The organism is Arthrobacter sp. cf158, assembly GCF_900106835.1.
In the GTDB taxonomy this organism is placed as follows: domain Bacteria; phylum Actinomycetota; class Actinomycetes; order Actinomycetales; family Micrococcaceae; genus Arthrobacter.
In genome coordinates this window covers 368,911-388,736 of record NZ_FNNR01000006.1, presented here as the reverse complement: position 1 = coordinate 388,736, position 19,826 = coordinate 368,911, and the positions used below count along the sequence as shown (strand labels likewise).

Here is a 19,826-nt window from a genome sequence, read left to right as displayed (position 1 = left end):
TTCACCACCACATCATCCCGGTCCGCCTGGGTGGCCTTGTCCATGCCCGGCGCATAATTCAACGCGTAATACAACACCGCCGGAATAATCCCCGCAGCACCATTGGTCGGAGCCGTCACCACCCGGCCACCAGTCGCATTCTCCTCGTTCACCGCCAGGGCGATCAGGTTCACCCACTCCTGCCAATACTTCGGATCGTTCCGGTCCTTGTCCTCCTTCAGGAGCCGCTCCAGCCAGTCAGGAGCACGACGACGGACCTTCAGTCCCCCGGGCAGCACGCCTTCACGCTTCAACGAGGTCTCAACACAGGCCTCCATCACAGCCCAGATATGCAACAAACCCTCACGGATCTCCTCCTCAGACCTGCTGGCACGCTCGTTGATGAACATGATGTCGGAAATCCCCAAACCCTTGGACGCGCACCGGCCCAACAACTCCGCCGCCGTCCTGAACGGCAACGGCAACTCCTTCTTCGACTCCTCAAGCTCCTCACGGGCCGCGTCCTCCTCGCCCTCCCGGACAATGAACCCACCACCCACAGAGAAGAACGTCGCCTCCCGCAACACATTCCCCTCCGCGTCAGAGACAGCAAACTTCATCCCGTTCGTATGCCGCGGCAACACCGTCAACGGGTGCAGGATCATGTCTTCCAGGGCGTAGTCGAGGAGCACGCCGCCAGCCAGGTTGAGCTTCCCCGTGTCAGCAATGGAAGCCAGCCGCTCCTCCACCTCATCCGGCAGGATCTTCTCGGGTTCAAACCCTTCGAGCCCCAGCAGGACAGCAGTGAAGGTCCCGTGCCCCTTACCCGTCGCGGCCAAGGAACCATAGAGATCAACCCGTAAGGCGGCGACGGAATCGAGCACACCGGAATCACGTAGCTCAGCAGCAAACACCGCCCCAGCACGCATCGGCCCCACAGTATGCGAACTCGACGGACCAATGCCCACGGAGAACAGATCGAAAACACCAACAGCCATGGCCGGGATCCCTTTCAGGGAAGAGTGAAACAAGAAAAAGAATGTGGGGGCCGGGCCAATTCCCGAGCCAAGGCAGGCCCAGCCCCCGGAGGTCCCAGTGCGAACCTCCAACCCGGTTTTTATGTGCGGCATTCGTTCCCAGCAAATGCCGCACCCGGGTAGATCAAAAAACGTGAGCCCTTCGCAGCGGTCGAGCCGTCAGGTCCACCCGGGCCCTCGGGCCCCAGCCTTTGAGCTGGCCACCCATTTCGGGGCTTCGCTGCCAAACATGCCGTGCGCACGGCACACCCAGCAGGGAACCCCCGAATCGGCCACAAGAAGACACCTTCAAACCGAGCCCGCGGAGGATGCCAGCTCCGACGGGCCAGCTGAACCCAAGAGGCTCAGCCCAGGTTCGCAACCCCCGGGTAGAGCGGGTGCGCCGCAGCTAGAACCTCGACGCGGTGACGCAGCCCGGAAAGGTCCGCGTCGGCGTCGGCGATCAATGCCTCAGCGATGATGTCCGCAACCTCGCGGAAGGCCGCTTCTCCGAAGCCGCGTGTGGCAAGCGCCGGGGTGCCGATCCGGAGGCCGGAGGTGACCATGGGCGGGCGCGGGTCGAAGGGGACGGCGTTGCGGTTGACGGTAATGTCGATCGCGGCGAGGCGGTCCTCAGCCTGCTGGCCATCGAGTTCGCAGTCACGCAGGTCAACCAGGACCAGGTGCACATCGGTGCCGCCGGAGACAACGGAGATGCCTTTGGCGGCAACGTCGGGCTGAACCAGTCGCTCGGCGAGGATACGAGAGCCCGCCAGGACACGCTCCTGACGCTCACGGAACTCCTCGGAGGCAGCGATCTTGAACGCGACTGCCTTCCCGGCGATCACGTGCTCAAGCGGTCCGCCCTGCTGGCCCGGGAAGACGGCCGAGTTGATCTTCTTGGCGATGTCGGCGTCATTGGACAAGATGATGCCGCCGCGGGGACCGGCGAGGGTCTTGTGCGTGGTGGACGTTGTCACATGCGCGTGCGGGACCGGCGACGGGTGCAGCCCGGCAGCCACCAGGCCGGCGAAGTGGGCCATATCCACCATGAGGTAAGCGCCAACGGAGTCGGCAATCCGGCGGAATTCAGCGAAGTCCAGCTGCCGCGCGTAGGCGGACCAGCCAGCCACGATCAGTGCCGGTTTGTGCTCCTTCGCCAAGCGCTCCACTTCGGCCATGTCCACCGTGTGGGTGTCCTCGCGGACTCCGTAGGGCACCACGTTGTAGAGCTTGCCGGAGAAGTTGATCCGCATGCCGTGGGTCAGGTGGCCGCCGTGGGCGAGGTTCAGGCCCATGATGGTGTCGCCGGGCTTGATCAGGGCGTGCATCACGGAGGCGTTGGCCTGCGCGCCGGAGTGCGGCTGAACGTTCGCGAACCCGGCGCCGAACAGTGCCTTGATGCGGTCGATGGCCAGCTGTTCGATCACGTCAACGTGCTCGCAGCCACCGTAGTAACGCTTGCCCGGGTAGCCCTCGGCGTACTTGTTGGTGAGCACCGAGCCCTGCGCCTGCATCACGGCAACGGCTGTGTGGTTCTCGGACGCGATCATTTCCAGGCCGTCGCGCTGGCGGCCCAGCTCGTCGTCGATCTTCGCAGCGATCTCGGGATCAAGCTCGGACAGCTGGGCATCCAGCGACGCCGACACCACCTGCTGGTACTCAGTCACGGATACAGGGTTCACAGTTCTCCACCGTTCGTTGCAGCGTATTCTTCTGCCGACATGAGCGGCCCTTCTTCGGTGGCGGCCACCTTGAACAGCCAGCCGGCACCGTAGGGATCGTTGTTGATGAGCGCGGGATCGCTGACAACGGCGTCGTTGATCTCGGTCACCTCACCGGTCACAGGCGAGTACAGGTCCGATACCGACTTGGTCGATTCCACCTCGCCACAGGTCTCGCCTGCGGTCACGGTGGACCCGACCTCGGGCAGGTCCACGTACACGATGTCGCCCAGCGCATCAGCGGCAACCGCGGAGATTCCGATTCCCACAGGCCCGTCCCCATCGACGGCAACCCACTCGTGCTCAGCCGAGTACTTCAATTCAGCAACTACCTTGCTCATAGATTCCTTCTCTCACTAACTGAAAACTTTCAAGATCACCCGCGGCAGGTTGACAAATCAACCAGCACTTAGGGGTTCAAACAGCGCCACCATCCACAACGGTTCGGGTCCGGCGACCGGCAGCGGACTGGCCCCTGTGGAGCCGGCCTCCGGCAGCGGGCGTCCAAGGGAGCATCGCGTCCGCCCAGCGGGCGCTTATGCGACCGAGCCCGCAGAGGAGGTCGGCTCCGCCGGGCTTCGATGAGCCACCGGCCACTCCCGCCGGGCTATTTAGTGCGCTTGTAGAACGGCAGCTGCACGACTTCGAACGGCTCGGCCTTGCCGCGGAGGTCGACGTCCACGATGGTGCCCGGCTCCGAATGCTCGACGTCGACATACGCCAACGCGATCGGGTAACCCAGCGTCGGGCTCGGCTGTCCGGAGGTGACCTCGCCGATCAGCGAGCCGTCTTTGAGGACCGAGTAGTGGGCGCGCGCGGCCCGACGACCAGCGCCCTTGAGGCCCACGAGCTTCTGGCCGAGAGTGGAGCCGACGCCGGCGGCCTTGATGGCTGTCAGTGCATCCCGGCCAATGAAGTCGCTTTCCTTGGCCAAGGACACCACGGGGCCCAAACCAGCGGCGTAGGCGTTGACGTGGCGGGAGAGCTCGTTACCGTAGAGGGGCATTCCAGCTTCGAGGCGCAGCGAATCGCGGGCGGCCAGTCCAGCGGGGATCAGCCCGTGGCCTTCGCCGGCGTCGAGCAATGCTTCCCAAAGACCGGCTGCATCGACGTTGGGGAGGTAGATCTCGAAGCCGTCCTCGCCGGTGTATCCGGTGCGGGCGAGCAGCAAATCCTGACCGTTGATGGAGACCTCAACCGCCGCGTAGTACTTCAGTTCGGTGACCAGTGCGTGCTGCTCGGCAGGGACCAGAGCAAGCAGGATCGCTTCAGCGTTCGGACCCTGCACTGCGATCAGCGAGGTCTCGGCCGACGCGTCTTCCACCACGACGTCGAACCCGGCAGAACGGTCCTTCAGCGCAGCAGCCACCACCTTCGCGTTCCCCGCGTTGGGCACCACCAGGTACTTGTCCACGCCGTCTTCGGGAGAGGGACGGCGGTAGGTAATGAGGTCGTCGATGATGCCGCCGTCTGCGTTGCAGATCAGCGAGTACTTGGCTTTGCCCACCGCGATGGCGGACAGTTTGCCCACCAGGGCGTAGTCCAGGAAAGCAGCCGCGTCGGGGCCGGTGACCCAGACTTCGCCCATGTGGGAGAGGTCGAACAGGCCGGCGGTCTTGCGGACCGCGTGGTGCTCGGCGAGCTCGGACTCGTACTTCAGGGGCATCTGCCAGCCGCCGAAATCGGTGAAAGAGGCGCCAGCCTTTTTGTGCTGCTCGTAAAGAGCGGTGTAATTCTCAGACATGTCAGGAGTCCTTAGTTTTCGAAGTCCGTGAGCGGAGGGCAGGAGCACACAAGATTCCGGTCACCGGCGGCGCCGTCGATCCTGCCGACCGGCGGGAAGTACTTGTCCTGCTTGAGGTGGTGGACGGGGAACGCTGCCTGCTCACGCGGGTAGTCGCGGTCCCAGCCGGAATTTACGACGGCGGCAGCCGTGTGCGGCGCGTTGCGCAGCGGCGACTTCTCCACAGTGAAATCACCGCTGGCCACCTGCTCGATTTCGGCACGGATGGTGATCATGGCTTCGATGAACCGGTCGATCTCCGCCAGGTCCTCGGACTCGGTGGGCTCCACCATGAGGGTGCCCGCCACCGGGAAGGCCAGCGTGGGGGCGTGGAAGCCGAAGTCGATGAGGCGCTTGGCCACGTCCTCGGCCGTGACACCCGTGCGGGCGGTCAGCTCGCGGAGGTCCAGGATGCATTCGTGGGCTACCAGTCCGCCCTCGCCCGTGTACAAAACCGGGAAGTGCTCATCCAAGCGCGAAGCAACATAATTCGCTGCCAACAAAGCAGACTTGGTGGCTTCCGTCAGCCCTTGGCCACCCATGAGCTTCACGTAAGCCCAAGAGATAGGCAGCACGCCGGCGGAGCCATAACGCGAGGCAGAGATGGCCACGCCATGCCCTTCCTCGTGCGCCGCTTTGTTCGCGTCGCCCGGCATGAACGGAGCCAGGTGTGCCTTCGCAGCAACAGGGCCAACGCCCGGACCGCCACCACCGTGCGGGATGCAGAACGTCTTGTGCAGGTTCAGGTGCGAAACATCGCCGCCGAACTTACCCGGCTGGGCCAAGCCAACCAGCGCGTTAAGATTCGCGCCGTCAACGTAGACCTGGCCGCCGGCTGCGTGGATGGCGTCGCACACTTCGCGGACGTCGGCGTCGTACACACCGTGCGTGGACGGGTAAGTGATCATGATGCAGGACAGCACGTCCTTGTTCGCCTCGATCTTGGCCGTCAGATCCGCGTGATCGATGGTTCCGTCAGCAGCCGTAGCCACCACAACAACCTTCATGCCGGCCAGCACTGCTGAGGCAGCGTTGGTGCCGTGGGCCGAAGCCGGGATCAAACAGACAGTGCGCTGCTCGTCGCCACGGGACAGGTGGTAGCCACGGATCGCCAACAAGCCTGCGAGCTCGCCCTGCGAACCGGCGTTGGGCTGGATGGAGACTTGGTCGTAGCCGGTGATCTCCGTGAGGTCCGCTTCAAGATCCTCGATCAGTTCACGCCAACCCGCCGTCTGGTGGTCAGGAGCGAACGGGTGGATCGAAGCGAACTCCGGCCAGGAAATGGCTTCCATCTCGGCCGTGGCGTTGAGCTTCATGGTGCACGAGCCCAACGGGATCATGGTGCGGTCCAGCGCGAGGTCCCGGTCTGACAGCTTGCGGATATAGCGCAACAGCTGCGTCTCGGAACGGTGCGTGTTGAACACCGGGTGCTGCAGGAAATCGGAGGTGCGGACCACGGATGCGGGCAGTTCGAACCCGGAGGCGTCCCCCACTGGGCCGGCACCAAAGGCGACGGCCACTGCGGAGAGGACTTCCGGCGTCGTGGTTTCATCAACCGAAACGCCAACGGTGTCGGCGTCGATGAGCCGCAGGTTGATGCCGCGGGCTTCGGCGGCGGCGATGACCTTGTCAGCTTTGCCGGGAACGCGGACGGTGAGGGTGTCGAAGAAGGCCTCGGACACGAGTTCGCGGCCGGCCTTTTGCAGGGTCGAAGCCAAAACGCGGGCGTGTCCGTGGACTGTTTCGGCGATCGCCTTCAGGCCCTCGGGACCGTGGTAGACGGCGTACATCGAGGCGACGATAGCGAGCAGTGCCTGGGCGGTGCAGATGTTGGACGTGGCCTTCTCACGGCGGATGTGCTGCTCACGGGTCTGGAGTGCCAGGCGGTAGGCCGGTACGCCGGCGTTGTCCTTGGAAACGCCCACGATGCGGCCCGGAAGCGTGCGTTCCATGCCTTCGCGGACGGCCATGTAGGCAGCGTGCGGGCCGCCGAAGAACAGCGGCACACCGAAACGCTGCGCGGTACCGACGGCGATATCCGCACCTTGCTCGCCCGGGGGCGTGATGAGGGTGAGAGCCAGCAAATCGGCGGCAACCGTGACCAGGGCACCGCGTTCCTTGGCGTCGGCGATGACTCCGGAGTGGTCAAACACACGGCCCGAAACCCCGGGCTGCTGCAGGACAATACCGTTGATGTCGCCGTCGGGAAGTCCGGCGGACAGGTCCGCAATCTCAACCTCGAAGCCCAGTGCCTCGGCGCGGCCCTTCACGATGGCAATGGTCTGCGGAAGGAGGTCGGCGTCCAGGACGGTCTTGCCATCCTTCGCCGTCTTGTTCTTGTTGGCCCGGCGCATCAGCAGCACGGCCTCAGCTACGGCCGTGGCTTCATCCAGCAGGGAAGCATTCGCCACGGGGAGTCCGGTGAGGTCCTGCACCATGGTCTGGAAGTTCAGGAGGGCCTCAAGGCGGCCCTGCGAAATTTCGGGCTGGTAGGGCGTGTACGCCGTGTACCAAGCAGGAGCTTCCAGGATGTTGCGGCGGATAACGGGCGGGGTCACGGTGTCGTAGTAGCCCTGGCCGATCATCTGCACGGCGGTCTTGTTCTTGGACGCCAGCTTGCGGAGCTCGGCGAGGACCTGCACCTCGGTGAGGGCATCCTGGAGCTTGAGGGCAGTGTCCTGGCGGATGGAATCGGGGACGGCGACATCCACCAGACCGTCGACAGAGTCGTAGCCGATGGCCTTGAGCATGGTGTCAACGTCGGCTTGGCGACGGGCGCCGATGTGCCGGTCCGCGAAGGCGGTGGGGGTTGATTGAACAGTCAAGAGGAACTCCATGATTCAGGCGCCCAGTGAGCGCCACGATGATGTGGGGTTCCTCCCCGCTCTGTATTGGACCTGAGAGATTCCGCAGGAATGATTGCCTGCTTGCACCGTCGGTGAGCCCGGTTGCCCGGACTGCTTTCCAGAGTTGCCTAACCGCGGCGGTACATGGGCCTGAGAGATTCCTGGGGAGGATTTGCTCCTACGGCGCCTGACTGGATGTACCGGCAGGACTCTCCCGCCGCAGATCAAAAGCGTTGCGCCACCTGAGTGACACGCTTCACACCATAGCGGGTTATTTTGAGAAAGCGCAAGCAAGGTGACGTTACTGCTGCATGGCCTCGTGGATCTGCAACGCGAACCACAGCTGTGCCACGGTTGAGGTTTCACCCATGTCCAACCCCGTCAGTTCACCGATTTTCCGTATCCGGTAGATGATGGTTTGCCGGTGCGCGAACAGGGCGGCAGCTGTCTTTTGCCACGACCGCTGCGAGTCCAGGTAAGTCCTCAGCGTGACGATGAGATCGCCGTCCTGGCCCTGCTCGTAGTCGAAAATCGGTCCCAGGAGACGCCGGACCAGCGCAGTTCCTTCCTCGAAACCCGTGAGCCCAAGCCATGACGGCCCCTCCGCGTACCGGGCCAACCCCAGCTTGTTGGCCCTGGCTGAACCGAGGGCCCAGAGAGACTCCTGCAACGCCCGCTGTATAGCGCCGACGGCCGCCGGCGCACTGATCCCGATCGCGGCGTCAGTTCCTCCGCAATGGACCAGGACGTCGTCGGGCACATCGGCCGGAACCACCACGTGGAGCCTGTTGTTCCGCTTTAAGGACGCCGACGCAACCCCGTGCCGCCACAGTTCGATGTGCACATCAGCCAGCCCGCCGCCGTCGTCCGCCACGCCGGAAGCGTCCGCTGACATGGTCGCGAGCACGAAGCCCTGGGCCGGCACGTCAAAAGCCGTCAGCCGGCTCTCCATCTCGGCCACACCCAAACGTCCATCCATGGCTTGCATCAGGAACTCGCCGGCCAAGCGGTGGCGGCCTTCCAGCGACAGGACAATGCGCGAGAGCTGCAGTCCCAGCACCGTTGCGGCATGGAGAAGTACGACGGCGTCCGGGTGCGGTTCGCTGTTGGGCAGCACCACCAAGAGCGCGTTGGCATGGGTGGGGATGTCCATGGTCAGTACATGCCTGCCGCGGATCCGGTGCCACTGGAAGTTCTTTCCCGCCAGGCCCACCTGCCCGGACAACGGAGCCCACGCATCGGCGAGGAACCCGGGAAGTACCTTGCCGTCGGGATGCCAGGGGTGGAGGCAGCGGCGGTCCACCACGAAGAGTTCCGCGTCGAGTTCGGTTGATAGCCGCTGGACGAGGCTCTGCCAATGGTCCTCGGACGCTCCGGCAGTGCGGAGAAGATCATAAACGCGGGCTGTTTGCCGTAAACGGCGGGACTCTTCGAGCAGCGAAGACTCGGCAACCGAACGGGCTATGGCGATGAACGGCAGCGGATACGGGATGTTGATCAGGGGCAGCGGGAGGCGGTTGCAAGCCTCCAGGAACTCGTCCGTTAGCGGCGGTGCGTGCATCTTTTCACCGATCGCCAGTGCGCTGGCGCCACTGTCCACCAGGGCCTCGGCGAGCGCTACCTGGCCGGCTGCATCAGGGGGAATGGAGAGGCCGTTGGTCATCATGAGCTCCCCGCCGGTGACCCACTCCCACAGCCTGGGTAGGTCCGAGGTGTGCGCCCAGGTGATCCGGTTATCGGCGCCGTCCGCACCGGCAAGGAGGGTGAGTCCCAGCTGTGGCTCGGCAACGAGTTCGGCCACGGTAATTGCCATAGTTGCGCTCCGATTCCTTGCGTTGACGGCGTTCTGGCTGCCGTATCAAGCGACACTTAGACATTCGTCTAAACGCCTCGACCATTTGTAGTCAATGTAGCGCTATCCGCAGTGATCCGCGTCACCAAGAATGGAATTACTTACTTCCCGCTCAACGGCGAGCACCCCTCACCCCAAGGATCCGTCAATGACAACGCACCAGCCCATCGGCCCTGTCGACGCAACCAAAGTCCCCCGGTATGCAGGCCTCGGTACCTTCGCCCGCCTCCCCCAAATCGACCGCGTCCCGGACTACGACATCGCGATCGTCGGCGTCCCGTTCGACGGCGGAACCTCTTTCCGGCCCGGCGCCCGTTTCGGTCCTGCCGCAGTCCGCGAAGCATCCCGCCTCCTCCGTCCCGGCTACCACCCGGAGCTCGACGTTGAGCCTGTGTACGAAGCGCAGGTGGTGGACGCCGGTGACATCGCCTGCACCCCCTACGACATCACCCGGGCTGTCCGGGAGATCGAAGAGCAGGCTTTGCCTTTGATGAGCGAAGACAAGCGCCTCATTTCCATCGGTGGCGACCACACCATCGCGCTGCCCATGCTGAGGGCTTTGAACAAGGTCCATGGCCCGGTTGCGCTGCTGCACTTCGACGCGCACCTGGACACCTGGGACACCTACTTTGATCAGCCCATCACGCACGGCACCATCTTCCGCCGCGCCTTTGAGGAAGGCCTCCTTGTGGAGGACAAGTCGATGCACGTGGGAATCCGGGGACCGGTCTATGATCGCAACGATTTCCTCCGCGACCACGAGTTCGGCTTCCAGATCATCCGTTGCTCGGACCTGGACGTGATCGGCGTTCCGGCGGCCATCCAACGCGTGAAGGACAGGCTGGGAGACACCCCGGTTTACGTCTCCATCGACATCGACGTCCTCGACCCCGCCTTCGCGCCCGGCACAGGCACCCCGGAGATGGGCGGGCTCCACTCCCGGGAACTCCTGGCCCTGCTCCGCGGACTGAACGGCATCAACATCGTGGGCGCCGACGTCGTCGAAGTCGCTCCGGCGTACGACCATGCGGATATCACCACGGTCGCCGCAGCCACGCTGGTCTTCGACCTCCTGGGCCTGATGGTGAACCGCAGCAAGGCCACCACTGTTCGTGAACTGGCCTCGGCTACCAGGACCCTGTCATGAGCACCGCCCCAACAACTGAGGTTCCCCGGCTGGAGGACAAAACCATCCAGCCCATCCCGGCCAACGAGCGTCACGGCAAGGCAAGGGACCTCTTCACCATCTGGTTCGGTTCCAACATCATGATCATGACCATCGTGACCGGCGGACTCGCCACCACGGTGTTCGGCCTGGGCTTCGTCCCGGCCATCGCGGGCATCATCATCGGCAACGTCGTGGGCGGCATCTTCATGGCGCTGCACTCCGCCCAAGGCCCGCAGCTGGGCGTGGCACAGATGATCCAGACCCGTGGCCAGTTCGGCTCGTTCGGTGCCTTGTTGATCGTGGTCATCGTGGTGGTCATGTACGTCGGTTTCTTTGCCGCCAACCTGGTGTTCGGTGGCGAAGCAATGGCCGCCGTCAGCCCCGGTATCAGCGTTGACGCGGGCATCATCATCATTGGGGTGGTCAGTGTCATCGCCACGATTTTCGGCTACCGCCTGATTCACGCCTATGCGCGCGTACTGAGTGTCGCCGCCGGCTTGGCCCTCCTGCTGGCCTTTGGCTGGATTCTGGTGGTCCACGGATTGCCCGGCAACTTCCTGGAGACCGGTAACTTCAACTGGGTGGGCTTCATGGGCACCATCTCCGTCTCGGCCCTGTGGCAGCTTGCCTACGCGCCTTACGTCTCCGACTACTCGCGCTACATGCCGCAAGGCACTGGCTCGGCCCCGGCCTTCTGGGCCTCCTACTCAGGCTGCGTGCTGGGAACCCTGTTCCCCATGATCCTCGGCGCCTTGGTGGGCACCCTGGCCGTGTCCATGAGCACCGGCGATGTGGAAATTGTCGGCAGCCTGGGCGCCCTGCTCCAGCCTTGGACCCTGATCATCGTGGGCATCTTCTGCCTGGGGGTCGCGGCGTCGAACGCCATGAACCTGTACTGCGGCGTCCTGTGCACCCTGACCATCGGCCAGACGTTCAAGCCGAGCTGGCTGCCGCGTGCCAAGACCCGCAGTATTGCCGCGATCATCCTCTTCGTCGTCGCAGTGTCCATCGCCCTGTTCGCCCGCGACAACTTCATCCTCTTCTACACCAACTTCCTGTCCTTCCTGATGTACGTCCTGGTTCCCTGGACGGCTATCAACCTGGTGGATTACTACCTTCTGCGGCACGGCGACTACCGCGTTGAAGACTTCTTCAAGCGCGACGGCGGCGTGTACGGGCGGTTCAATTGGGTGGCCATTGGCTCCTACATAGCGGGTGCCCTGATCCAGGTCCCGTTCTCGGCAACGGCCATCTACACGGGCCCCTTGGCCGCGGCCATGGGCGGCGTGGACATCTCGTGGATCGTCGGCCTTGTGGTGGTCGCGCCCCTCTATTACGTCGCTGCCCGGGTCTTCGGCAAGAAGACAGAAGCCGCCCCCTTTCCCGCAACTGCACTCACCGCTGACCTCATCTGATCAGCCCCTCAGCTGACCAGCCCCTCAGCTGACCAGCCCCTCATCTGAAAGCGAATCACCATGACTGCCACCCAGACCCAACAGTTCACCGTCCGACGCCCTACCCCTGACCACGTCCCCAACCTGTCGCTCCCCATGCCACCAACAGGGCACTTCATCAACGGATCCTTCGTCCCGGGATCCTCGGGCCAGTCCATCGACGTCGTGGATCCCACCACGGAGCAGGTCATCGCCTCGGTTCAGGCGGGCACCGCCGATGATGTGGACGCCGCTGTTGCCGCCGCCGTCGTCGCCCAAAAGACCTGGGGTGCCACCACCCCGAAGGAACGCGCTGATGTCCTGAACCTGATCGCCAACATCATCGAGCAGAACCGCCAGGCGTTCCAGGCCATCGAGTCGGCCAATACCGGCAAGCCGCAGGCTGTGTCTGAGGACGATGTCTCCAGCACCATCGACACCTTCCGCTTCATGGCCGGCGCCTCGCGCACGCTGACCTCCATGGCGGGTGGCGACTACGCCACAGACCACACCTCGGTGATCCTTCGCGAACCCGTGGGCGTGGTGGGCGTCATCACTCCTTGGAACTACCCGCTGCTGATGGCCGCCTGGAAGATTGCGCCCATCCTCGCGGCCGGCAACAGCATTGTCATCAAGCCCTCCGAACAGACCCCGCTGTCCACGCTGAAGCTGGTGGAAGTGCTGGCCGGACGTATTCCTGATGGCATCCTCAACGTGGTCACAGGCCGCGGCCGGACGGTTGGGCAGCGGTTGTCCGAACACCCGGACATTGCGTTGGTGGCTCTGACCGGCAGCGTCGTCAGTGGCCAGGCCGTGGCCGAAACCGCCGCGAAGTCCGTCAAGCGCGTCCACCTGGAACTCGGCGGCAAGGCTCCCGTTGTTGTCTTCCCCGACGCCGACCTCCGCGCCGCCGCTGCCGGCGTGAGGAACGCAGGCTTCTGGAACGCCGGCCAGGACTGCGGTGCCGCCTGCCGCGTGTTGGTGCACGAGTCCGTAGCCGAAGAATTCACTGAGCACCTGGTCCGTGAGGTCAGCACCTTGGTGATCGGCGATCCCGAGGCGGGTGACGACGTCGAAATCGGCCCCATGATCTCGCTCCCCCACTACGAGCGGGTCAAGGAATCCCTGGCAGAAGCGCGGGCCGCAGGGCTCACCATCGCCTTGGGCGGATCGGCCCTGGAAGGTCCCGGGTACTTCATTGAGCCCACGGTCATCAGCAACGTTCCAGCCGGCGCGCACATCGCCACGCACGAGATCTTCGGACCCGTCGTTACGGTGGAAACCTTCAGCACCACCGAGGAAGCGGTGACACGTGCCAACGAGAGCCCCTACGGCTTGTCGGCCTCGGTGTGGACCAAGGACTCCAGCCTTTCCCTTCGGATTCCCAAGCAGCTGGACTTCGGCACGGTCTGGGTCAATGCGCACCTGGTCCTGGCCTGCGAGGTACCGTGGGGCGGATTCAAAGGTTCCGGCTATGGCCGCGACCTCTCGCTCTACGCCCTGGATGACTACTCGCGCACCAAGCACGTCATGATCAACCACGGCGCGTAAGCGTACAGACAAGCAACGGAGCTTTCACCATGACCACTCATGTTCCCCGGGCGGCGGCCGCACCGGCCGCTGCCACTCCCACGGTCCCCTTCACCACGGACGTTACGTGGACCAACTGGGGCGGTAACCAGAGCGCGACTCCGGCCTTCACCGTGCGGCCCAGGAATGAACAAGAAGCGCTCGACGCCGTCCGTTTCGCCATTCGCGAAGGCTTGCCTGTGCGGGCGGTCGGTTCAGGCCACTCGTCCTCACCGCTGGTTCAGACTGGCGGCGTCCTGATGGACATGTCCGGGCTCTCGGCCATCACGGGTACTGATCGTGTGGGGCGCCGGGCCCGGGCACTGGCCGGAACCACCATCAATGCGTTCGGGGATGCCTTGTGGGACAAGGGACTGGCACTCAGCAACCAGGGTGACATCGACAAGCAACAGATCGCTGGTGCTCTGGCCACCAGCACCCACGGCTCCGGTAAAGACCTGGGCAGCTTCTCCTCCAAGCTGCGCTGGGTGAAGCTGATCAACGGCTATGGCGAGATCGTGGAGATCGGCGAAGGCCAGCTGCGGGAACTCCGTGCCGCGCAGACAGCCCTGGGAACGTTGGGGATCTTCCTGGAAGTCGAGCTGGCCGTAGAGGACAGCTACTACCTGCAGGAACAGATCACCTACCCCACCTGGGCGGAAACGGCATCCACGTGGCAGGCCGACATCGATGACAACAGGCACTACTCGTTCCTCTGGTGCCCGGAGGACGACTCCTGTGAGCTCCTGGACCTCCCCGGCTCGCCGGATCACAGCATGGGTGGCCGTAGTTACACCAAGCGGTACAACGTTGCTTCGATTCAGGACGAAAGCCAGCTCTCCTCCGTGGAAGGTGCACGATTGGACCGCTCCTACCGGATCTACCCCGGAGGATTCACCACGCAGTTCCATGAACTTGAGTACTTCGTCCGCAGCGAGGATGGTTTGGTGGCCGTCGAGGCCATCCAGGACCTGATCCGCAGCAAGTATCCAGAGCAGAAGTACCCGGTGGAGGTCCGCTGGGTGAAGTCCGACGACGCCTACATGTCCCAATTCCAGGGCCGCGACAGTACCGTCATCACCCTGACCACTGAACCCGGCACCGACTACTGGCAGTTCTTCCGCGACGCCGACGCTGTCCTGCAGGACTTCGAACCCCGCGCTCACTGGGGCAAGATCCACTTCATGACCCGCAGCCGGCTGGAGCGCCTGTACCCGGAGCTGGACACGTTCATCCAGGTTCGTCGGGAGTTCGACCCCCGCGGAATGTTCCTCAACGACCACACCCGGGCGCTGCTGGCCTGATAGCCCGCCCGCCGGCCGGGGGTGAGAGAAGGCGCAAACCCTCTCTCACCTCCCGGCCCCTCCCAACAAACCCTCTCTCACCTCCCGGCCCCTCCCAACAAACCCTCTCTCACCCGATTGACACCCGCTTGAAACCGCGGGGTGGTATTTTGATCACTGCTGAGGCAGACACCCGCACCCAATCGGAGGACCATCCATGTTTAAGGGTTTCAAGGACTTCATACTTCGCGGCAACGTGATCGAGCTGGCCATTGCCGTAGTCATCGGCAGTGCCTTCACCGCCCTTGTGGCAGCCTTTACCAACCACATCATCAACCCCGTCATCGCGGCGGCCGGCGGCATGAACGCCGAAGGACTGGGCTTCAAGATCTGGGAGAACAACCCAGCGACGTTCGTTGATTTCGGCTCCGTCCTGACGGCCCTGGTGACCTTCGTCATCACTGCAGCCGTGGTGTACTTCATTTTCGTGGCGCCGATGAACAAGATTAACTCCCTGGTGAAGGAGCGCCTCTCCACCGAGGAGCCGGAGGAAGAGCCGCTGCCTGCTGACACAGCACTGCTGGCCGAAATCCGCGACCTCCTGAAGGAAGCTGCCGCCCAGCGCGACACAAACAACATCTCGGAACTCGACTCAGACCTGGATTCCGACCGCACCCGCTAAAACGGGAAGCTCATCCAGACCGGAAAGCTCGTCGCGAGCGTTCCTTCCCAGTTGCTTGACCTGAGCCCGGCGTTCTCCCCGCGAGAACGCCGGGTTCTTGCGGTTCCGGCCCGGCCCCGCGCGCACCAACTGGGAAGGAGCGGTCGCCCTCTGCGGAAATAGTCCTGTCCGCGGAAACCTGCCTGTCCCCGGAACGTGACCGCAGGGCAACCGGCCTGAAACAGGGGCAAGGCAGCATGAACATATGAAGCCCACGCCGAGCACTCCCGTTACCGCGGACCTCCTTTGTGATGTCTGCGGTCAGCTGCCCGAACCGCCCAAGGCCCGGCTCACCCTCGCCAACATCGCGGTCATGCTTCCCATCGAACTCCTGGTCCATGCAGCTGTGGTTGGAACCCATCTGCCCTACGTGGCCAAGGTCCTGCTGCTGGCAGTCACCGCCACGGTATTGGTCATCTGGGTGGCTGAGCCGTCCGCTGCCAAGGTCCTCCGACGCTGGCTGCACGCGCCGGCGCTCCGTCAGCGGCGCACACTGCACCTCGCTCCTGCCCTGTGGCGCGCCCGGACCGTTCTGTTGGACCAGCCAGGGTCCCTGCAGAAGGTCACGCTGTCCCTCGCCAAGTTGGACGCCAATATCCTCAGTCTTCATATCCATCCGATGACCGGAACCGGCTCAACTCACGCGGGCTTCTCCGCCCAGACAGGTGCCGGTGAAGGGGTCATGGACGAGTTCGTTCTCTCCGCACCGGGCAATGTCACCGAGCAGGAACTGCTAAAAGCACTGCACGACGGCGGCGGGCATGAGTCCCATGTCTGGCCCACCACTGCTTTGGCCATGGCAGACGGCCAAACCAAGGCGCTGAGCCTCGCCGCCCGGGTCGCCGGGAATCCGCAGGAACTTCCCATGGCTGTCGCCGAGCTGCTTTCCGCAAAAGTTGTGGCGACGGACCCGGAAGGCCCGGCACCCGGGGTGACTACCGGCGTCGGGCCCTCAACCGACATCCTCAAGATCCCGACTGCCTGGCATGGGCCGCTGATCTTCTCCCGTCCAGGCGAGCCGTTCAGCCCGGCGGAATCGGCGCGAGCGCATCGGCTGGCTGAGCTCGCCGAAATTTTGGCATACAGTCCTGCAGCAACGGAGGGCTCCCGCGGCTAGCCGAGGCACCGCTCCTTTCAGGTTTACTCCAGCAAAACCCGACGTTTCGTAATGAAACGCCGGGGTCTGGCCTGCCATTGCAAAAAAGCCGTAGGAATCACAGCAGGAACAGTCACATGTGGTTTTTAGGATCTGTATACCAAACCCCTTGACAGTGTGCCGGGTCACATCTACCTTTGTTTTTGGGATCCCAAAACGGGATCCCAAATGATCCGCTTCCGGCTGTGATCCCGCTCCATCGATGAGCAGGGACCGCAACAGTTGCCGCCGGCACGGGTCAGGCTGCAGCGGTATCCCGCCCGGCTCATCCCCCCAAAAGACATTCCATCCCGTTGACTCCTAATGAAGGAGAAGCTGTGTCTCCCCAAAACACCCAACTGGCAACCGAGGAAACCCAGGAAAACGAGCCAACCTCCGGCAAGGACGGCGTGCAGCGACGCACGAACGTCCGCTGGAAGCTGTTCATCCTGCTTCTGGTCCTCGTCGCAGTCAATTACATCGACCGCGGATCCATCTCCGTGGCCCTGCCCATCATCCAGAAGGAATTCAACCTGCCACCTGAGCTCGTAGGGCTCTTGTTGTCAGCCTTCTTCTGGACTTACGCCCTCATGCAAATCCCGGTCGGCTGGCTGATCGATAAGTTCGGCCCCCGCAAAATGGTCACCGCCTCCTGCATCGGCTGGGGCGCGGCCACGGCCGCCTCCGGTTTCGCTGGTGGCTTCCTCAGCATGTTCATTGCCCGTTTGGGTATCGGCGTCACCGAGGCAGGTGTCATGCCCGCCGGCGGCAAGCTCAACGCCATCTGGATGCACAAGAAGGAACGTGGCCGCGGCGCCACTATTCTCGACGCCGGAGCTCCCCTGGGTGCAGGCCTGGGCGGCATCCTCATCACCTGGCTGATCGCCTCCACCGGCAGCTGGCGGATGTCCTTCATCATCGCCGGCGCCGCTACCATCCTCATGGGTTTGGCAGTCTGGTGGTACATCCGCGACAACCCCCGCCAGCACAAAGGCGTCAATGAGGCCGAAGCAGCCTACATTGAGGCTTCCCACGCCGAGGACGACGCCGAGGCCGCGAAGGAAGGCGCCCAAGGCAAGCGTGCGCTCCTTCCCTACTTGAAATTCCGGTCCTTCTGGGCCATGTGCTTCGGATGGCTTGGCTTCAATGGGGTCTTCTACGGGCTGCTGACCTGGGGCCCGCTGTACCTGGCCCAGGCCAAGGGCTTCGATCTGAAGACCATTGGCTGGTCCACGTTCGTCATCTTCGGCGCGGGCTTCGTCGGTGAAATCCTTGGCGGCATCATTGCAGACAAGTGGCGGGCCTCCGGCGCATCCGCCAACCGCGTCATGCGTACGCTGCTGGGCATCTCCAGCGTCGTCGTGGTGGGTGGGCTGGTAGGTGTCACCGTGGTCGCAGACCCGATCACCGCCGTCGTGCTTCTCTCGGTAGTCCTGTTCTTCCTGCGCTGGGTTGGCCTCTTCTGGTCCATTCCGTCCATCCTTGGCGGCCGGACCAACGCCGGCGTCCTGGGCGGTGCCATGAACTTCAGTGGCAACATTGCCGGATTCGTCACGCCGATTGTGGTAGGCCTGATTGTCGGAGCCACCGGCTCCTACACCTGGGCATTGCTGTACTTTGTTGGATCCGCAGTGGTCATGGGCGTCTCGGTGCTGGCCCTGGATTACAACAAGCGACTCCCGGTCTAACTCGCACAGACCGGTCCGGCCGGAGGGTCCTGAACCGCCCGACTGCCGGACGCCCGCCGGGTGGCCGGGTGCACTGCCTCACACATCACGAAATGGAGCTGTACATGCTAGCCGCAGAAGACACGAAGAACGCTGACCGCCCCCTCCGGGAGTCAGTGCGTGACACGCTCCGTTCAAGGATTTTCGAGGGGCACTATGCGCCCGGCACCCGGTTGGTGGAACGCGATCTCGCCGCAGAATTCAACGTCTCCCGCCTTCCCATCCGCGAAGCACTCCGCATGCTCCGTCAGGAAGGACTGATCAGGGACCGTGCCGGGCGCGGCTCTGAAGTCAGCGGGCTGAGCCCCAAGGACGTGGAAGATCTGTTCGATGTCCGCCAATCCCTTGAGGTCCTGGCTTGCCGGCTGGCCTCCAAACGAGCCACCCCGGGTGACCTCGAGTATCTCCAAGGCCTCTTGGACGAGGCCGATCGCTGCCTGGCCAAAGGCTCCATCCTGGAAGCGCACCGCGCCAACAGCGAATTCCACGATGCCATCACGCGCATCGCCAACAACGACTTTCTCCGCTCCGCACTGGAACCCCTGCAGGGACGCATGCACTGGCTTTTCCGCCACGTAAGCGACCTCCCGGAACTCATCCAGGAACACCGCGACCTCTACGCCGCCATCGCCAGCGGCGATCCGGACCGCGCAGCCGCCCAATCGGCGTCGCACATCGGCAAATACCGCGAACAGTTCCCGCAGGATTCCAGCGCAACCGAGCCCAAGCTGCAACGGAAGAAACCATGAAACTCCTGGTCATCAACCCCAACATCAGTGACGACGTCACCGCTCTGATCCAGGCCGAAGCCCAAAGGTCTGCAGGACCGGATACCGAGCTGATCGTCCGGACTGCTGCATACGGCGTCGAGTACATCGAAACGCGCTTCGAGTCCCTAATCGCCGCGGGTGCGGTCGCAGAACTGATCGCCGAGTACGCGCACGACGCCGGCACCGGCCTCCCGCACGACGCCGCCGCTGGCGGTGGCCCGGTGGACGGCGTCATCGTGGCTGCGTTCGGGGATCCTGGCATGCCTGCTCTGAAAGAGCTGGTCGGTGTTCCGGTCATCGGCATCACTGAAGCGGCCCTGTGCGCAGCAGCACTGCAAGGCCACCGCTTCTCCATCATCGCCATCTCGGACCGTATCCAAGCCTGGTACCTGGACTGCGTTGAGCGGTTCGGTTTTGGCGGCCGGCTGGCTTCCATCCGCTCCATTAACCAGAGCCTGAACTCCATCGGCTCAGTACAGGCTGACTTCCGGGAAACCCTTTTGGCGCTCAGCCGTAGGGCCGTCGAGGAAGACGGCGCCGACGTCGTCATCCTGGCAGGCGCCCCATTGGCCGGACTTGCCCGCGAGCTGGAAGGACAGATCCCCGTGCCTGTTGTGGACGGCATATCGGCCGGCATCCGCATGACCGAATCCGTGGTGGCACTCCGCTCGGGAACCCATCGCAGTGGCTCGTTCGCCGCTCCCCCTGTCAAGGCACGCCGTGGCCTGTCGGATAACCTCGACGCCGCTTTGGCCGTCGCGCAGTCGGCTCACCGCCCTGCCACTGTCTAGAAACCTTCAAGAACAAAAGGAGGACAACG

At 63.7% G+C, this 19,826-nt stretch carries 15 protein-coding genes and 1 riboswitch; of the genes, 9 read left to right on the top strand and 6 right to left on the bottom strand.

Features of this window, described 5'->3' with window-relative positions; all coding sequences use genetic code 11:
• From BLW08_RS14725 to BLW08_RS14700, 6 genes are all read right to left on the bottom strand, one after another.
• Nucleotides 1-977: L-serine ammonia-lyase (locus BLW08_RS14725; RefSeq protein WP_091325976.1), on the bottom strand; the 977-nt coding region annotated here is incomplete at its 3' end.
• A gap of 383 nt (nt 978-1,360) precedes the next feature.
• Nucleotides 1,361-2,680, bottom strand: coding sequence for a serine hydroxymethyltransferase (gene glyA, locus BLW08_RS14720; RefSeq protein ID WP_091325974.1), 1,320 nt, complete (start codon nt 2,678-2,680; stop codon nt 1,361-1,363).
• Nucleotides 2,677-3,060 carry a glycine cleavage system protein GcvH gene (gene gcvH, locus BLW08_RS14715; protein WP_017197389.1) on the bottom strand — a complete coding sequence of 128 codons (384 nt, stop codon included), beginning with the start codon at nt 3,058-3,060 and terminating at the stop codon, nt 2,677-2,679. Before gcvH ends, glyA begins: the two co-directional genes overlap by 4 nt.
• 266 nt (nt 3,061-3,326) lie before the next feature.
• The gene (gene gcvT / locus BLW08_RS14710) at nt 3,327-4,463 is read right to left on the bottom strand and encodes a glycine cleavage system aminomethyltransferase GcvT (protein ID WP_091325973.1); all 1,137 of its coding nucleotides are present in this window, start codon (nt 4,461-4,463) and stop codon (nt 3,327-3,329) included.
• Nucleotides 4,464-4,474: 11 nt separating this feature from the next.
• Nucleotides 4,475-7,327 (bottom strand): aminomethyl-transferring glycine dehydrogenase, encoded by a 2,853-nt coding sequence (gcvP, locus tag BLW08_RS14705; RefSeq protein ID WP_091326027.1) that lies wholly within the window; start codon nt 7,325-7,327, stop codon nt 4,475-4,477.
• Between the two features lie 149 nt (nt 7,328-7,476).
• Nucleotides 7,477-7,575, bottom strand: a riboswitch (glycine riboswitch).
• Nucleotides 7,576-7,649: 74 nt separating this feature from the next.
• Complete coding sequence (locus BLW08_RS14700; protein ID WP_091325970.1) at nt 7,650-9,161, bottom strand: PucR family transcriptional regulator; 1,512 nt, start codon at nt 9,159-9,161, stop codon at nt 7,650-7,652.
• A gap of 187 nt (nt 9,162-9,348) precedes the next feature.
• On the opposite strand from BLW08_RS14700, the gene speB reads away from it, so the two are divergent.
• The 9 genes from speB (at nt 9,349) to BLW08_RS14655 (ending at nt 19,797) form a co-directional block, all read left to right on the top strand.
• Complete coding sequence (gene speB / locus BLW08_RS14695; RefSeq protein WP_175538711.1) at nt 9,349-10,347, top strand: agmatinase; 999 nt, start codon at nt 9,349-9,351, stop codon at nt 10,345-10,347.
• A complete protein-coding gene (locus BLW08_RS14690; RefSeq protein WP_091325968.1) occupies nt 10,344-11,783 on the top strand; it encodes a purine-cytosine permease family protein in 1,440 nt (479 codons plus the stop codon). The genes speB and BLW08_RS14690 overlap by 4 nt, the downstream gene beginning before the upstream one ends.
• A 135-nt stretch (nt 11,784-11,918) precedes the next feature.
• The gene (locus BLW08_RS14685) at nt 11,919-13,352 is read left to right on the top strand and encodes an aminobutyraldehyde dehydrogenase (RefSeq protein WP_091326024.1); all 1,434 of its coding nucleotides are present in this window, start codon (nt 11,919-11,921) and stop codon (nt 13,350-13,352) included.
• Nucleotides 13,353-13,381: 29 nt separating this feature from the next.
• Nucleotides 13,382-14,674 carry a D-arabinono-1,4-lactone oxidase gene (locus tag BLW08_RS14680; RefSeq protein ID WP_091325966.1) on the top strand — a complete coding sequence of 431 codons (1,293 nt, stop codon included), beginning with the start codon at nt 13,382-13,384 and terminating at the stop codon, nt 14,672-14,674.
• 196 nt (nt 14,675-14,870) lie between these two features.
• A complete protein-coding gene (gene mscL, locus BLW08_RS14675) occupies nt 14,871-15,335 on the top strand; it encodes a large conductance mechanosensitive channel protein MscL (RefSeq protein ID WP_090821813.1) in 465 nt (154 codons plus the stop codon).
• A 244-nt stretch (nt 15,336-15,579) separates the two neighbouring features.
• Complete coding sequence (locus BLW08_RS14670; protein ID WP_091325965.1) at nt 15,580-16,491, top strand: ACT domain-containing protein; 912 nt, start codon at nt 15,580-15,582, stop codon at nt 16,489-16,491.
• Between the two features lie 356 nt (nt 16,492-16,847).
• The gene (locus BLW08_RS14665) at nt 16,848-18,197 is read left to right on the top strand and encodes an MFS transporter (protein WP_254779877.1); all 1,350 of its coding nucleotides are present in this window, start codon (nt 16,848-16,850) and stop codon (nt 18,195-18,197) included.
• Between the two features lie 104 nt (nt 18,198-18,301).
• The gene (locus tag BLW08_RS14660) at nt 18,302-18,985 is read left to right on the top strand and encodes a GntR family transcriptional regulator (protein WP_091325964.1); all 684 of its coding nucleotides are present in this window, start codon (nt 18,302-18,304) and stop codon (nt 18,983-18,985) included.
• Entirely contained in the window at nt 18,982-19,797 is an 816-nt protein-coding gene (locus BLW08_RS14655) for an aspartate/glutamate racemase family protein (protein WP_091325962.1), read from the top strand. The genes BLW08_RS14660 and BLW08_RS14655 overlap by 4 nt, the downstream gene beginning before the upstream one ends.
• Nucleotides 19,798-19,826 lie beyond the last annotated feature (29 nt).

Coding starts and splice junctions, on each gene's coding strand:
- gcvH (WP_017197389.1), bottom strand. CDS start 3,060: ATGAGCAAGGTAGTTGCTGAATTGAAGTACTCGGCTGAGCACGAGTGG.
- BLW08_RS14685 (WP_091326024.1), top strand. CDS start 11,919: ATGCCACCAACAGGGCACTTCATCAACGGATCCTTCGTCCCGGGATCC.
- mscL (WP_090821813.1), top strand. CDS start 14,871: ATGTTTAAGGGTTTCAAGGACTTCATACTTCGCGGCAACGTGATCGAG.
- BLW08_RS14680 (WP_091325966.1), top strand. CDS start 13,382: ATGACCACTCATGTTCCCCGGGCGGCGGCCGCACCGGCCGCTGCCACT.
- BLW08_RS14660 (WP_091325964.1), top strand. CDS start 18,302: ATGCTAGCCGCAGAAGACACGAAGAACGCTGACCGCCCCCTCCGGGAG.
- BLW08_RS14655 (WP_091325962.1), top strand. CDS start 18,982: ATGAAACTCCTGGTCATCAACCCCAACATCAGTGACGACGTCACCGCT.
- BLW08_RS14670 (WP_091325965.1), top strand. CDS start 15,580: ATGAAGCCCACGCCGAGCACTCCCGTTACCGCGGACCTCCTTTGTGAT.
- speB (WP_175538711.1), top strand. CDS start 9,349: ATGACAACGCACCAGCCCATCGGCCCTGTCGACGCAACCAAAGTCCCC.
- BLW08_RS14700 (WP_091325970.1), bottom strand. CDS start 9,161: ATGGCAATTACCGTGGCCGAACTCGTTGCCGAGCCACAGCTGGGACTC.
- BLW08_RS14690 (WP_091325968.1), top strand. CDS start 10,344: ATGAGCACCGCCCCAACAACTGAGGTTCCCCGGCTGGAGGACAAAACC.
- gcvT (WP_091325973.1), bottom strand. CDS start 4,463: ATGTCTGAGAATTACACCGCTCTTTACGAGCAGCACAAAAAGGCTGGC.